Genomic DNA, 13547 nt, shown 5'->3' with positions numbered 1-13547 from the left:
CACAATCCGTGACCGTAAAACCCGTCTCGGTCGCCACCGCGTTCGGCGTCGCCACCGTCGGCATCGCCTTCTACTCGATCATGGACGCAGTGATGAAGGCGCTCGTCCTGTCGATCGGCGCCTATAATGCGATGTTCTGGCGGATGCTGGTCGCCACGATCTTCGGCGGGATCGTCTATCAGGCGGTCCGCCGCGGCGCCTGGCCGTCGCGCTCGACGCTGCGCGTCCATCTGACGCGCGGCGTCGTCTCGGCGATGATGGCTTTGCTGTTCTTTTGGGGCCTTGCCCGCGTGCCGCTGGCGCAGGGCATCGCGCTCGCCTTCGTCGCGCCGCTGATCGCGCTCTATCTCGCGGCGGTTCTGCTCAAGGAGCGGATCGAGCGGCGAACGATCTACGCCTCGCTGATCGGCTTTGCCGGCGTGCTCGTCATCCTCGCCGCGCAGGCGGAGGCGGATATGGGGCCGGAGGCGTTCCGCGGTGCGCTCGCGATCCTCGCTGCTGCCCTTCTCTATGCCTACAACATCATCCTCATGCGCCGGCAGGCGCTGGTCGCCCGCCCGGCCGAGGTGGCTTTCTTCATGGCGCTGGTCTGTACCGGCTGTTACCTCGTCGCCGCGCCGTTTCTTGCCGTCGTTCCTCCGCGCGCGGAGTGGCCCACGATAGCCGGCGCGGCCGCGCTGGGCGCCGGATCGGCGATGCTCCTGTCTTGGGCCTATGCCCGCGCCGAGGCGCAATATCTCGCACCGGTCGAATATACGGCGTTCATCTGGGCCGTCCTGCTCGGCTGGATCTTCTTCGCCGAGCCAGTGCGCCCGCTGACCGTGATCGGAGCTGCGATGATCGTCGTCGGCTGTCTCCTCGCCGCGCGGCGCAGGCGGCCCGTGGCGGGCCTCGAAGGCGCGGTCTAGCCGCCCAGCACGTTGATCGTGAAGGCGAGGATTCCGAGATTGTAGACGAAGGCGGCAAGGCTGTGCAGCATCGCGATGCGGCGGATGCCGCGGTCGCTGATCTCCACGTCGGAGGTCTGGAAGGTCATTCCCAGCGTGAAGGCGAAATAGGTGAAGTCCCAGTAATCGGGCTCTTTCGTGCCGGGGAAGTCCACGCCCTTCCGGTCGCCGCCGCCGCTCCCCGCATAATAGAGATGCGCATAGTGGAGCGCATAGACGGAATTGCTGAACAGCCACGCCAGCGACAGCGTCGCGATCACCAGCGCCGCGATCGGCGGCGGCGTCGCGCCGCGCTGCGCCAACTCGGCCGCGACCGTCGCCAGCAACACCAGCATCACCGCCCCGGTGATACCGAGCAAGGCGACGCGGTTGGCGTCGTTGCGCGCGGCCTGCGCCCGAATCACCGCGGCTTCGCGGGTGGCGAGCAGCGGCAGGCAGGCGAGGAGGAAAGCGAGCGCGGCGGCATCGAATGCGATCATCGTCCCGTGCCGCCAGCCCAGCGCCGGGATCGCCGCGGCCGCAGCCGCGATCAGCACCGCGCCGAACAGCAAGAAGCGCGGCGGCGCGATGCGGTTGCCGATCGAGGTGGGCGCAGTCATCCGCGCCTACTTATCGCAACGCCAATCTCAGCGCTAACTTCGCGTCAGTGGACGGTGCCCGCTCCCGCATCGCCGAGCATCGCGATGGTGCGCTGGATCTGGCGCCAGCGGCAGAAGTGCACGACATTGCCCAGCGTCCGGCTGCGGTCGGCGCGCATAGCGGCCTCCATCGCGGCATGTTCGCCATATTGGTCCATCAGGCGGGTGGCCTCGTCGAACGCGGCCCGATCGGGGACGTGCACATGCGTCTGCAATGGATACACTCACGAAAGCGGTTACTAGGCCTCCCCTCATAAGGACCGAGGGTTTCCAATTGCCGCATCCGCGCGGTGAACGCTTCGTTCACCACGATCGCGAGAGCGAGCGGCGGCGCTGGAAAAGCCGTGCGGAACCTGCCAAGGGCGGCGCCATGCAATCCGCAGGCTCTTTCCTTGCCGCTGCCATCATCGCCGGCGCCGTCGGCGGCGTGATCGTCGGCCAGCCGAGCATCGGCTTCCTGGTCGGCACCGCCGCGGGGATCGTCGTGGTGACGCTCTACTGGCTGCGCGATCGCAAGCGCCAGCGCTGACCGCTCAGAGCTTTCGCCCCACCCACATCACGCGACCGACGATGTCGATCGTCCGGCGATCGCAATCGGGCCAGCTCGGGTAGGCCGGATTGTCGCTGCGGATCGACAATTGCCCGGACGGCGCGATCGCCACCCGCTTCACCAGCAGCGCATCCTCGGCGCGCAGCACGTAGACGCCGTCCCGCAGCCGGTCCGCACCGTCGCCGCGATCGACCAGTATCTCGTCGCCTTCGGCGAGCAGCGGCAGCATCGAATCGCCGGTGACGCGGATCGTCGATAGGAGCGCGGGATCGCCCACGCCGAGCCGCCGCAGCCATGGGCGGTCGAATGCGATCCCCACGCGCACATCGCCATCACTCGCTACCGCGCCAGGCCCGGCCGAGGCGCGCACGTCGTAAGAGGGGATGGCCACACGCGTACCGGCTTCATCCGCGGGTAGTGCGCCGAGGTCGGATTCCGGAATGCCGAAATATTGCGCGAGCTTGCGGCGATCCTCCTCGGCCAGCCGCCGTGGCACGCCGCGTTTGATATATTGCTGGATGTAAGCGGCGTTGCGCCCGATCAGCCGCGACAGCCCGGCATAATCCGTCCGCGTGTCGCGGATCAGCCGTTCGAGCACGGCGCGTGGATCGCCTGCGTCCATCCTCGCTCCATATCGATAGGAATTTTCCTAGACAAGTAGGAAATGGCCTACAAAAAGAACAAAAGTGGAACATATGGAGTCGGGAGAAAGGGTCGTGCTGTTGAGGCGAATCGAAAAGTATCTGCGGGCGAGCGGGATGGCGGCGACGCGCTTCGGGCGTGAAGCGGTGCGCGATCCTCGTTTCGTGCTCGATCTGAGGCGTGGCCGCGAACCGGGCGGGGCGGTCAGCCGCCGCGTCGCGGCCTTCTTAGAAACCCGCGAAGCGCAACTGGAGGCACGGCGATGCGCGAACTGAGCGGAGACGCGACCAGCGTGCTGTTACGCGCGCTCGGGCGGAGGCTGGGCGCGGCGGAGTGGCGCATCGAGAATCTCGCGAGCGACGAATGGGCGAGCGTCACCTTCACCGGCGCGCGCCATGCCGTGACGCTGATCCTCGGCGGTGCGGACGCGGCGGCGAATGCCGATCGCTTTCTCGACGGTCTGGAAGCCGCCGAGTTTCGCCTGCGCGGCCACATCCTTGCCGACATTGCCCTAGTCCAGCGCGAGGATGGGATGGAGAGCGTCCGCCTCCGAATCGAAGCGCTGACGGTCGAGGAAAGCTAGGCGGCTGCGGCGCGGAGGCGCACGACGGCCTCTTCGCGGCCGATCAGCGGCAACAGCGCCGCCATCTCGGGGCCGCTCGCGCGCCCGGTGAGCGCCAGCCGCAGCGGCAGGAACAGCGTTTTGCCGAAACGGCCGGTATCTCCCTTGAGACCGGCGGTCAGCGCACCCCACGGATTGACGCTCCAGTCGATCGCCGAAGCCACGTCGGCGGCGGCGTTGAGGAAATCGCGGTCGGCAGGGTCCGCGCGATGCGTCACCGGACCCTGGACGATCGCCCACCAGTCGGCGGCCTCGGCCACCTTCGCCAGATTGGGCCGGATCGCCTCCCACGCTGCCGCGTCCATTCCCGCGGGTAGGCGATCGGCAACCCGGTCGAAGTCCATCTGGTGGACGATGCGGGTGTTGAGCGTCTCCAGCTCGGCCATGTCGAACCGCGCGGGCGCGCGGCCGAAGGTGGACAGGTCGAAGCCCGCGATCAGCGGCGCGGCATCAGTCACGGGCTCGACCGGCTGGCTGGTGCCGATCCGCGCCAGCTTGGCGATCAGTGCCTCGCGTTCGATCCCGTCGTCGCGCATCGCATCGACGCCGAGCGACCCCAGCCGCTTCGAAAGCTTGCCTTCCGATCCGGTCAGCAGCGCCTCGTGCCCGAAGCGCGGCGGCGTGGCGCCCAGCGCCGCGAACATCTGCAGTTGGAGCCCGGTGTTGGTGACATGGTCCTCGCCGCGGATCACATCGGTCACGCCCATCTCGATATCGTCGACCGCGCTCGGCAGCATGTAGAGCCAGCTCCCGTCGGCGCGGCGGATCACCGGATCGGAGAGCAGTTTCGGATCGAGCTGCTGCGCGCCGCGGATACCGTCGGCCCAGGCGATCGGCGTGTCGTGATCGAGTTTGAAGCGCCAGTGCGGCCGAATGCCCTCCGCCTCCAGCGCCGCCCGCTCGGCGTCGCCCAGCGCCAGCGCGGCGCGGTCATAGACCGGCGGCAGCCCGCGCGAGAGCTGCACCTTGCGCTTGAGCTCCAGCTCCTGCGCGCTCTCATAGGCCGGATAAGCGCGCCCCGCCGCCGCCAGCCGCTCCAGCGCCGTCTCGTACAGCGCGAATCGCGCCGACTGGCGGTATTCGCCGTCCGGGGTCAGACCCAGCCAGTCGAGATCGGCGCGGATAGCCTCGACATATTCCTCGCGGCTCCGCTCGCGGTCGGTGTCGTCGATGCGCAGCAAGAAGCGTCCGCCCGCCTTTTTCGCCAGCAGCCAATTGTGCAGCGCCGTGCGGATATTGCCGACGTGGAGGCGGCCGGTGGGCGAGGGGGCGAAGCGGGTGACGATCGTCATGGCCCGCGCTCTAGGATGCGGGCGCCGCCCCGGCAACGGCCCCTTGCCTTGCCGCCCCGCGCGTCCCTATGGGGGTGGCCTGCCATTTTCCCCAAGGAAGTCGCTTCATGAAGCTGTTGTCGGGCAATTCGAACCGTCCGCTGGTGGAGGCCATCGCGGCCTATCTCGAAATGCCGATCACCGACGCGAGCGTCCGCCGCTTCGCCGACGAGGAGGTGTTCGTCGAGATTCACGAGAATGTCCGCGGCGAGGACGTGTTCGTGATCCAGTCGACCGCCTTCCCGGCCAACGACAATCTCATGGAATTGCTCATCTGCATCGATGCGCTGAAGCGGGCATCGGCCAAGCGGATCACCGCGGTGCTGCCCTATTTCGGCTATGCCCGGCAGGACCGAAAGCCCGGGCCGCGCACGCCCATTTCGGCCAAGCTCGTCGCCAATCTCATTACCGTCGCGGGCGCCGACCGCGTCCTTTCGGTCGATCTCCACGCCGGGCAGATCCAGGGCTTCTTCGATATCCCGACCGATAATCTCTATGCGGCGCCGGTCATGTCGGCGGACATCCAGGCGCGCTTCGCAGGCAAGCCGATCACTGTCGTCTCGCCCGATGTCGGCGGTGTCGTCCGCGCCCGTGCGCTCGCCAAGCGGCTCGACAACGCCCCGCTTGCCATCGTCGACAAGCGCCGCGAGCGGCCGGGCGAATCGGAAGTGATGAACATCATCGGCGATGTGAATGGCCGCTTCTGCGTGCTGGTCGACGACATCGTCGATTCGGCGGGCACGCTCTGCAACGCCGCCGCGGCGCTCAAGGAAGGCGGCGCGACCGACGTCGTCGCTTATTGCACCCACGGCGTCCTCTCGGGCGCCGCGGTGCCGCGCGTCGACAAGTCTGAGCTCGCCGAGCTGGTCATCACCGATTCGATAGCGACCTATGACGCGGCCGAGGCAAGCGAGAAGATCCGCATCCTCACGATCGCCCCGCTGCTCGCCGAAGCGGTCCGCCGCATCGCCGACGAAAGTTCGGTCTCCAGCCTGTTCGACTAAGCGGTTTCGGCGAACGGATCATAGTCGCCGAAGCTCCACACATAGCCTTCGGGGTCGCGCGCCGAATAATTGCGGCCGCCGTAGTCCTGGTCGGTCGGGGCGAGCAGGATTTCCGCGCCCGCCGCGGTGGCGCGCGCCGCATGAGCGTCCACATCGTCGGTCACGACATAGAGCGTCTGCGTCACCCCCTTCGCTTCGGCGGGGTGAAGCATCCGGGCTTTCCGCTGAAACTCGGTTTCGCCACCGTCGCTGCTTAGCATGATCATTTGCCCCTCGCGCACAAGCTGGGCGTGATGGACGATCGACGGGTTGGTCTCATCCGCGTGGACGGCGTGGCGCGCGAAGCCGAAGGCGTCGCACAGAAAGGCGATCGCGGCGGGCGCGTCGCGATAGGTGAGGCAGGGGATGATGGCGGGCTTTACAGTCATGTCTCGTCTCCTTCGCCCGCCGGTTAGCACCGCGGCTGCGACGGCGGCTTGCACGTTTGTAACCCTGCTCAATCCTCGCGGATGCCACCGCCGCCCGGGATGATCCGCTGTCTGAGCTCGCCGGGACTCATGTTCGAAAAGGCCTGCACCTCGCGCGTCATGTGCGGCTGGTCGTGGTAGCCGGCATCGGCGGCCAGGCCTGCCAGGCTGTCGTCCGGCGCCGCGCGGATCGCGGTGGTGAACCGCTCGAACCGTGCGAGGCGGCGATAGGCCTGCGGGTTGAAGCCAGTGACGGCGGCGAAGCGCTGCGCGAAATGCTTGCGGCTCCAGCCGATCTCGGCGGCGAGCGCGCTGACGCTCGGCGGCGCATCGGACGAAAGCTGTGTCATCGCCCAGCGGATGACGCCGTCCTCAGGGCGCACATCGGCCAGCCGCATCATCAGGAAATCGTCGAGCAGATCGAAGCGGTCGAGCAGCGTCGGCGCTTCGCCCAGCCGATGCCCCAGATCGTACGCCGCAATGCCGACGAGGTCACTCAGTGGCGCGGCGCGGTTGGCGATTTCGGCGAGCGGTGCGCCGCACAGCGCGCTCAGCGTGGCCGCGGGCATGGCGATGTGCACGCCTTCTTGCGGCCCGGACGCGCGCGAGACCGAAGTGCCGTCTGCCATCCCTGCGACGAACGCTTCGCCCGCCTTCAGCACGATCTCCGCACCGTCGACGCCGGTGATCGCGAGCGGATCGCCGAGCGCGAAGATCAGCACGGTCTGCGTCGAGGCCAGCTCGCGCCGCGCGGTGAAGCTGGTCGTATGCTCGGTATAACCGACATAACCGTCGACAAGCCTGCCCAGCGCAGCGGCCGGCCGCGCATACGTCATCCGCCAGCGGTCGGCGCCATCGTCGTGCGCGATCTCGTGGAGCGGGCGGCTGTTGCGCATCGAGCCTACGTTACTGCGCCCGTGTCCGTGCACCAAACCGGCGGTCAGAAGATGCCGAGGAACTTCTTCCGCTTCTTCTTCGGTTCTTCCACCTTCGCCGCCTTGCCGTTGCCGAGACCCTTGATCTTGCCGCCGTCGCGCTCGCTCTGTGCCGCGGTGCGCGCACCGGCGAGGACGGGGCCGCAATTGGTCGGCTCGGCATCGCCCGGATCGACGAAGGCCACGACGGCCGCGAGCGGGCTGACCAGCGCGCCGAGCCCGAGGCCGACGCCTGCGCGCGCTAACAATTCGCCGCTGATCGGGTCGATGTTCGGCGCCGCGAAATAGCCGCCCACGCCGATCGGCGACTGGCCGGAGAAGACGCTAAACGTCTTGGCGTCGGCCTCCACCGCCATATCGATCGCTTCGGTGCGGAAGCTGAAGCCGCCGCGCCCGGTGATGACGTTCTTCTTGGTGTCGATCAGGATCGGGTCCGCCGCCGCCAGCCCGTTGCGGACGGTGAAGGCGATCAGGCCGCAATTGATCTCCACCGGACGCTCGAGCTTCTTCTCGAACATCTTCTGGACGAAGGTGCCGATGTCGAGTTCCGACAATTGAATATTGCGCGTCCAGAAGGTGCCGGCCGGCATGATGAAGGCGATCCGCCCGTTCGAGCTGCCGAGCATCGCGCGCACCGAATTGCCGGTGCCGGCGAGGTTGAGCCGCGCCTTGATCTGGCCGGTGGTGCCGGACTGCTCGGCGCCGAAGCGCTTCAGCAATATGCCCATCGGCGTCGGCGACAGGCGCGCGTCGATGTCGCTGCGCAGCGGGTCGCGCCGCGCGTCGATGGTGATGTCAGAGGCAAGGTGCCCGCCTGCCACGTCCATCGTCAGCGGAGAGATTTTCATCAGCCCGCGATTGAGGTCGAGCGTTAGTCCCAGATTCGAGATCGGCGATCCGTCCATGCGAATCAGGTTGGCGGCATAGACGACGCGCGCGTCGAAGCTGCGCACCGAGGAAATGTCCATCGGCGTATCGGGCAGCATGCGCGGACGCCCGCCTTCCTGCACGACCGCGCCCTGGGCTGCGAGGCGCTCGGGATCGTAGCCGATGAATGGCCCAGCATCGATGATGTCGAGCACCCGGCTCCGCAAGTCGGCGTCGATGCGCACGCGATCCTCTGGCATTGAGATCGTCATGGCGCCGGCCAGGTCGCTGGTGCCGATTGTGCCCTTGAGGCCAGTGAAGCGCCAGCGATCGGCTTCCTTGGTGAGGCTGGAGGTCAGGCGATAGGCGCGCGTGTCCATCACTGCGACGCCCAGGAAGTCGAACAGCCCTGCAAGGTTCGGCCCGCGCGCGGCGACGCGGAGGTCGGCCCCTTCGATCTGCGTCGCGGCGGGGAGCGTGCCGCTGACATCGAGCCGGTGCCCGGCGCCTTCGCCGCGCATCACCAGCCGGTTGCGCCCGCCGGTCACCGTCTCATTGGGCGAGAGCATGCTGCCGGTTAGCGTGAACGGCTTGGCGCGCATGCTGCCGGTGCCGGTGAAGCGGATGTCGCTTTCGAACTGCGTGTCGCGCGCGCGCGTCGTCTCGAACTTTATGTCGGTGATGAGCTGCAGCCGCGGGTCGCGATAATGCAGGCCGCTGTCGGCGATATGCGCGCGGCGGATCAGCGGCAGCTCGAGCGGCTCGCCGCGCTTCTCGCCGAACGTCCAGGTGTTGCGCGCACCCTTGGCGTCCCACTCCAGATCGACGTTGCCGCTGACGAGGTTGAGCCAGTTCACCCGGCGCTTGGCGCCGAACAACAGGCTCCAGGTCGAGATGTCGGTGTCGATCAGCTTGGCTTCAAAGAAATTGTCGCGCCGCGCCCATTCGGGGTTGGAGATCGTCATTCCCTCGGCAAGGAATTTGACGTCGAGCGGGTTGAAGTAGAGCTGGAAATCGCCCGCGACGCGCACATGCCGCTCGGTCTGTCCCGCGACGTAGCGCTCGAAATAGGGCTTGAGGAACCGGCCCTTGGTGATGAAGAGGATCAGCCAGACGAGGATAATCGCGCCGATGATCCCCGCCGCGATGCGGAGCCCGATCTCCACCGGATCCCCGCGTCGCCGCCAGCGCGGAACATGCCGCACGGCAGGATCGGGGGCGGATAGCGTCGCGTCCATGACGAGGCGCAAACCGTTACGGCCTTGAATCAGTTCCGGAACCGGCACATCGTTGCACCAGCGCCTTGCGCTCCGTGCGCGGCACCTCTATAGGCGCACGCTTTCCAGCCTCTGGAAGAATCAGAACGGCCCGGCTGTAAGGGCTGCCGTGGCCGTTCGTAACCGCCCATCTTTGCCTCGCGCAGGGATCAGAAGGAGACGAAAATGCCCAAGCTCAAGACGAAGAGCGGCGTCAAGAAGCGCTTCAAGCTCACCGCCACAGGCAAGGTGAAGCATGGAGTCGCCGGCAAGCGCCACCGCCTCATCAGCCACAACGCCAAGTACATTCGCCAGAACCGCGGCACCACTGTCCTCTCCGATGCGGACACGAAGACCGTGAAGCTCTGGGCGCCGTACGGCCTGAACTGAGGAGGACTGACACATGGCACGCGTGAAGAGGGGTGTTACCACCCGCGCGAAGCACAAGCGCATCCTGGATCAGGCGAAGGGCTATTATGGCCGTCGCAAGAACACGATTCGCATCGCCCGCCAGGCGGTCGAGAAGGCCGGGCAATATGCCTACCGAGACCGCAAGGTTAAGAAGCGGTCGTTCCGCGCGCTCTGGATCCAGCGTATCAACGCCGCGGTCCGCGCCGAAGGCCTGACCTACGGCCGCTTCATCCACGGCCTCAAGCTCGCCGGCATCGATCTCGACCGCAAGGTCCTGGCCGATATCGCGATGCACGAAGGCGAAGCGTTCAAGGGCTTGATCGCCCAGGCGCAAAAGGCGCTGCCCAAGGCCGCCTGAGCGCAGCATCGCTAACCGCTACGAAGGCGCGGGAAGGGATATCCTTTCCGCGCCTTTCGTTTGTCCGGTCGACAGCAGCCCCGCCGGTGCGTTACGCCCGGCCGCGGCGATCGACGGAGGACGACATGCGCTTGATGCTGGTTCCGGTGGCGGCGGCGATTGCGCTGACGGGTTGCGATTCCGGTGCGCAGCAACAGCAACCGGCTCCCGCGCGGCCCATCAAGGTGACCGGCGACAAGGATTATCAGGCCGAGCTCAAGAGCCTGACCGAGACCAACCGCAATCTGACGCTGCTCCGCGCGGTGCAGGATACCGGCAACGCCTGCCGCCGCGTCGAGGGATCGGTCGAGACCGGCACCTACAAGAATTTCGATGCGTGGACGGTGCGCTGCACCGGCACAGGCGATTGGCTGGTGTTCCTCGCGGCGACGGGCGATGTCCAGGTCCGCGCCTGCAAGGAGACGGCGGAGCTAAAGCTCCCCGCCTGCGCCAGCGACCGCATCCCGGAAAAGGCCGAATGATCCGCGTCGCGGGCGCGGCGCTGCTGCTGGCGCTTGCCGGCTGCGATGGCGGGCCGCAGACGCCGCAGCCTGCTGCCTCGCCCGCCGCCAATGCCTATGCCGATCGGCTGGTGGCAATGCCCGAAGGCGAACGCAATGCCGTCCTCATCCGCGCGATCCGCGATGCGGGTCAGGATTGCCAGCAGGTCGTGACCTCGATCCCGGCCGGGCCAGCGGGCTGGGATGCGCGCTGCGACGACGATCGGCCTTGGCGGATCAGCATCGGCGCCAACGGCGATGCCTCCGTCATACCGCTTTCCGAGCCTGCCGGTTGAAGGAGACGATGATGCGCGCGATCCCAATTGTATTGGCGCTGGTGTTCGTGGCAGGCTGTCAGAAGCCGGCGGCAGATGCCCCCGCTCCGGAAGTGGCGCCGAAGACCGCAGAAGCCACTGCGCCGGGTCAGCCGGGCGGACTGCCTGACGATCGCACGCCGGTCGCGGAGGCGCCGATCGCCGACAAGGGCCCTCAGGGCGCGGCGCAGGTGCTGCAATCCTATTTCGCGTCGTTGGAGGCGAAGGAGTATGGCGCGGCGTGGAAACTGTGGTCCGATGGCGGCAAGGCCAGCGGGCAGGATGCGAAGGCGTTCGCAGACAGCTTTGCCAATGTCGCCGAATATCATGCCGAGATCGGCGCGCCGGGAGCGCCGGAGGGCGCTGCGGGATCAACCTATGTCGAGGTGCCGATCCGCGTCTATGGCAAGACCGTAGGCGGCAGGGACTTCAGCGAGCGGGGAACGGCGGCGTTGCGGCGGGTGAACGACGTGCCCGGCGCGACGGCCGAGCAACTCCAGTGGCGCATCCACAATATGGGCGTCGCGCCGCCCGCCCAATGAGAAACGGCCGGAGCTTGGCTCCGGCCGTCTATGCGATCACCAGCCCCAGCGGCGCGGGTAATAGGGGCTGTAATAGCCCCGATGGCGCGGGTTGTAGCGATAGTAGCGCCGGTCCTGACGCACATCGCGGCGGTAGTCGCGACGCGCATCGCGGAGATCGCGGCGCAGGTCACGGCGTGCCTCGCGATAATCGCGGCGGCTGTCGGCGCGGCGGATGTCGCGGCGGTAATCGCGATAGGCATCGCGCACATCGCTTCGATATTCGCGATAATCGTTGCGGCCGCCCCAATATTGGGCGCTGGCGGGCGCGGCCGACAGGCCGAGGGTGCCGATGACGGCGGCGAGGATGAGTTTACGCATGATACGCTCCTGACGGATATCCGGGGATTCGACTTCAACGCGCCATCCGCGCCGCCCGTTTCATGAACCTGAAACTACATGCCGTTCATCTGCCCGACAGCAATGGGGCGGCCCCGCGTAGGACCGCCCCATCTTCAACGCCGAAGCTGACCGCTTAGCGGCAGCGGACGTTGCCGCGCTCGATCTCACGGCCGAGCAGACCGCCGGCGCCGGCGCCAACGAGCGTGCCGAGCAGGCTCGAGCGGCCGCCGTCGATGGCGTTGCCGAGCAGACCGCCGACCGCGGCGCCCAGGATCAGGCCGGTGGTGCCGTCCGGGCGGCGGCAATAATAGCGGCCGTCGTTGCCGCGATAGATGCGGTCACGCGCGCTCAGGCGGCGCTCCTGGTAATAGCGGCCGTCGCGATAATAACGGTCCGCATAGTAACGGTCCTGGCCGCGCTCCAGCCGGTTGTAGTCGTAGCGATTGTACTGGCGATAATCGCGCTGCGCCTGGCGGACGTTCTGGCGATATTCGCGGTTGGCGCGGCGCACGTCGCGGCGGCTGTCGGCATTGCGAAGGTCGCGCTGACGCTCGCGCTCCGCCTGGCGGATGTCGCGATTATACTCGCGCTGAGCCGAGCTCTGCGCCATCGCCGGCTGCGCCATCGGCACGGTAACGGCGGCCATCGCCGCGGCAAGAATAAGGCTACGCATGACACTTCTCCTCATAGGGAAGACCCGAAAGTCTCGGCCGCAGAACGAAGTGGTTGCCACTCGGTTGCGTGAACGCCGCACAACGAGACGAAACGCGCTCAGGCCACCTCGGTGAAGGCGAAGACGTCGCGGATGCGGGCGTTGAAATAGCGGCCCTTGGACGATGCCGCGCCAAGGCCGATCGCAGTGTCGGGCGGGACATCATGGTAGAGGTAGCGCCGCCCGGTGACGAAGGTGACGTCGAGCACCTGACGGGCGGCATCATAGGCATGATGACGAATGACGCTGGACGGCATGCCGGCGCAACGCGCGGGGCGGCAGCGCAGACGCATCCAAGTCCGCAGTCCGGCGTTGCAGCTGTGAAACCAAGGAGGACCAGATGACCGACACCAGCCAGATCAAGGAGCATATGGAAGTCATCGGCGCTGACGGCGTCCATGTCGGCACCGTCGACCGCGTCGATGGCCACCGCATCAAGCTGACCAAGAAGGACAGCGGTATGGGCAGCCACGAAGGCCATCACCATTATATCTCCACCGGCCTAGTCGCGGGCGTGGAGGGGGACAAGGTGCGGCTTTCGGCCAATGGCGATGTCGCCGTGGCCTTCGAAGAAGAAGAGGATGGCTGAGCGCGGGCGGCAGGTCGGAGACCCGAATGAGTGAGCGGTATGAGGGCGGGTGCCTGTGCGGGGCCGTGCGGATCGCGGCGACGGGGAAGCCCAATCGCGTCGCGGTGTGCCACTGCCTCGATTGCCGCAAGCATCATGGCGCGCTCTTCTATGCCGCGGCGATCTTTCCCGAAGATGCGGTGACGATCGCGGGCGAGACGCGCGGCTACCGCAACCGCCATTTCTGCCCGCAATGCGGATCGTCGGTGTTCGCGCGCTACGACGACGAGGTCGAGGTCCATCTCGGCACGCTCGATACGCCCGGACAGCTTGTCCCGACCTACGAGAATTGGACGATCCGCCGCGAGCCGTGGCTGCCGGAGCTGCCGCTGGCGTATCGCTATCTGCGCGATCGCGACGGCCCGAGCGGAGCCTAGCCCTGGCGCCTGACGTCTCAAAACGT

The 13547-nt window shown here is 67.1% G+C and carries 22 protein-coding genes; 12 read left to right on the top strand and 10 right to left on the bottom strand.

Annotation, left to right across the window (positions count from 1 at the left end; translation table 11 throughout):
* The first annotated feature begins 8 nt into the window (after positions 1-8).
* The gene (locus B9N75_RS03720; RefSeq protein WP_244552416.1) at positions 9-908 is read left to right on the top strand and encodes a DMT family transporter; all 900 of its coding nucleotides are present in this window, start codon (positions 9-11) and stop codon (positions 906-908) included.
* Here the strand turns inward: B9N75_RS03720 and B9N75_RS03715 are convergent.
* Both B9N75_RS03715 and B9N75_RS03710 read right to left on the bottom strand, forming a co-directional pair.
* Positions 905-1546, bottom strand: a complete 642-nt coding sequence (locus tag B9N75_RS03715) for a DUF1345 domain-containing protein (RefSeq protein ID WP_085217586.1) — start codon at positions 1544-1546, stop codon at positions 905-907. The genes B9N75_RS03720 and B9N75_RS03715 overlap by 4 nt on opposite strands.
* Positions 1547-1590: 44 nt before the next feature.
* Positions 1591-1809, bottom strand: coding sequence for a hypothetical protein (locus B9N75_RS03710; RefSeq protein ID WP_157123679.1), 219 nt, complete (start codon positions 1807-1809; stop codon positions 1591-1593).
* 146 nt (positions 1810-1955) lie between these two features.
* Between B9N75_RS03710 and B9N75_RS14185 the strand changes: the two genes are divergently transcribed.
* Positions 1956-2114: a hypothetical protein gene (locus tag B9N75_RS14185; RefSeq protein WP_167737898.1), complete on the top strand. Its 159-nt coding sequence runs from the start codon at positions 1956-1958 to the stop codon at positions 2112-2114.
* Positions 2115-2118: 4 nt separating this feature from the next.
* Here B9N75_RS14185 and B9N75_RS03700 read toward each other — a convergent pair whose 3' ends face one another.
* Entirely contained in the window at positions 2119-2757 is a 639-nt protein-coding gene (locus B9N75_RS03700) for a S24 family peptidase (protein WP_085217583.1), read from the bottom strand.
* A gap of 73 nt (positions 2758-2830) precedes the next feature.
* Here B9N75_RS03700 and B9N75_RS03695 point away from each other — a divergent pair, with 73 nt between their 5' ends.
* The gene (locus tag B9N75_RS03695) at positions 2831-3052 is read left to right on the top strand and encodes a hypothetical protein (RefSeq protein WP_157123886.1); all 222 of its coding nucleotides are present in this window, start codon (positions 2831-2833) and stop codon (positions 3050-3052) included.
* Complete coding sequence (locus B9N75_RS03690; protein ID WP_085217582.1) at positions 3040-3360, top strand: hypothetical protein; 321 nt, start codon at positions 3040-3042, stop codon at positions 3358-3360. Before B9N75_RS03695 ends, B9N75_RS03690 begins: the two co-directional genes overlap by 13 nt.
* Here the strand turns inward: B9N75_RS03690 and gltX are convergent.
* On the bottom strand, positions 3357-4691 hold the full coding sequence (gene gltX, locus B9N75_RS03685) for a glutamate--tRNA ligase (protein WP_085217581.1): 1335 nt from the start codon (positions 4689-4691) through the stop codon (positions 3357-3359). The genes B9N75_RS03690 and gltX overlap by 4 nt on opposite strands.
* 107 nt (positions 4692-4798) lie before the next feature.
* Between gltX and B9N75_RS03680 the strand changes: the two genes are divergently transcribed.
* Positions 4799-5734: a ribose-phosphate pyrophosphokinase gene (locus B9N75_RS03680; RefSeq protein ID WP_085217580.1), complete on the top strand. Its 936-nt coding sequence runs from the start codon at positions 4799-4801 to the stop codon at positions 5732-5734.
* Here the strand turns inward: B9N75_RS03680 and B9N75_RS03675 are convergent.
* The 3 genes from B9N75_RS03675 to B9N75_RS03665 form a co-directional block, all read right to left on the bottom strand.
* A complete protein-coding gene (locus B9N75_RS03675; protein WP_085217579.1) occupies positions 5731-6162 on the bottom strand; it encodes a VOC family protein in 432 nt (143 codons plus the stop codon). The two genes, B9N75_RS03680 and B9N75_RS03675, sit on opposite strands and share 4 nt — an antisense overlap.
* Positions 6163-6230: 68 nt before the next feature.
* Positions 6231-7097: a helix-turn-helix domain-containing protein gene (locus tag B9N75_RS03670; RefSeq protein WP_085217578.1), complete on the bottom strand. Its 867-nt coding sequence runs from the start codon at positions 7095-7097 to the stop codon at positions 6231-6233.
* Positions 7098-7141: 44 nt separating this feature from the next.
* Positions 7142-9241 carry an AsmA family protein gene (locus B9N75_RS03665; protein ID WP_085217577.1) on the bottom strand — a complete coding sequence of 700 codons (2100 nt, stop codon included), beginning with the start codon at positions 9239-9241 and terminating at the stop codon, positions 7142-7144.
* A 204-nt stretch (positions 9242-9445) separates the two neighbouring features.
* Here B9N75_RS03665 and rpmI point away from each other — a divergent pair, with 204 nt between their 5' ends.
* The 5 genes from rpmI (at position 9446) to B9N75_RS03640 (ending at position 11423) form a co-directional block, all read left to right on the top strand.
* A complete protein-coding gene (rpmI, locus tag B9N75_RS03660; protein ID WP_085217576.1) occupies positions 9446-9649 on the top strand; it encodes a 50S ribosomal protein L35 in 204 nt (67 codons plus the stop codon).
* A 13-nt stretch (positions 9650-9662) separates the two neighbouring features.
* Entirely contained in the window at positions 9663-10028 is a 366-nt protein-coding gene (gene rplT / locus B9N75_RS03655) for a 50S ribosomal protein L20 (protein WP_085217575.1), read from the top strand.
* Positions 10029-10153: 125 nt separating this feature from the next.
* Positions 10154-10549, top strand: coding sequence for a hypothetical protein (locus B9N75_RS03650; RefSeq protein ID WP_157123678.1), 396 nt, complete (start codon positions 10154-10156; stop codon positions 10547-10549).
* Positions 10546-10863, top strand: coding sequence for a hypothetical protein (locus B9N75_RS03645; RefSeq protein WP_085217573.1), 318 nt, complete (start codon positions 10546-10548; stop codon positions 10861-10863). Before B9N75_RS03650 ends, B9N75_RS03645 begins: the two co-directional genes overlap by 4 nt.
* 8 nt (positions 10864-10871) lie before the next feature.
* The gene (locus B9N75_RS03640; protein ID WP_157123677.1) at positions 10872-11423 is read left to right on the top strand and encodes a hypothetical protein; all 552 of its coding nucleotides are present in this window, start codon (positions 10872-10874) and stop codon (positions 11421-11423) included.
* 36 nt (positions 11424-11459) lie between these two features.
* Here the strand turns inward: B9N75_RS03640 and B9N75_RS03635 are convergent, their stop codons facing one another.
* From B9N75_RS03635 to B9N75_RS03625, 3 genes are all read right to left on the bottom strand, one after another.
* Complete coding sequence (locus tag B9N75_RS03635; RefSeq protein ID WP_085217572.1) at positions 11460-11783, bottom strand: hypothetical protein; 324 nt, start codon at positions 11781-11783, stop codon at positions 11460-11462.
* A 154-nt stretch (positions 11784-11937) separates the two neighbouring features.
* Complete coding sequence (locus B9N75_RS03630) at positions 11938-12477, bottom strand: glycine zipper 2TM domain-containing protein (RefSeq protein ID WP_085217571.1); 540 nt, start codon at positions 12475-12477, stop codon at positions 11938-11940.
* A 98-nt stretch (positions 12478-12575) separates the two neighbouring features.
* Complete coding sequence (locus tag B9N75_RS03625; RefSeq protein WP_085219384.1) at positions 12576-12773, bottom strand: KTSC domain-containing protein; 198 nt, start codon at positions 12771-12773, stop codon at positions 12576-12578.
* 83 nt (positions 12774-12856) lie between these two features.
* Between B9N75_RS03625 and B9N75_RS03620 the strand changes: the two genes are divergently transcribed.
* Together B9N75_RS03620 and B9N75_RS03615 are read left to right on the top strand one after the other, a co-directional pair.
* The gene (locus tag B9N75_RS03620) at positions 12857-13105 is read left to right on the top strand and encodes a DUF2171 domain-containing protein (RefSeq protein ID WP_085217570.1); all 249 of its coding nucleotides are present in this window, start codon (positions 12857-12859) and stop codon (positions 13103-13105) included.
* Between the two features lie 26 nt (positions 13106-13131).
* The gene (locus tag B9N75_RS03615; RefSeq protein ID WP_085217569.1) at positions 13132-13521 is read left to right on the top strand and encodes a GFA family protein; all 390 of its coding nucleotides are present in this window, start codon (positions 13132-13134) and stop codon (positions 13519-13521) included.
* The last annotated feature ends 26 nt before the right edge of the window (positions 13522-13547 follow it).

Origin of the sequence: Allosphingosinicella indica (assembly GCF_900177405.1) — a bacterium.
In the GTDB taxonomy this organism is placed as follows: domain Bacteria; phylum Pseudomonadota; class Alphaproteobacteria; order Sphingomonadales; family Sphingomonadaceae; genus Allosphingosinicella; species Allosphingosinicella indica.
This window is presented reverse-complemented; position numbering and strand designations above follow the sequence as displayed.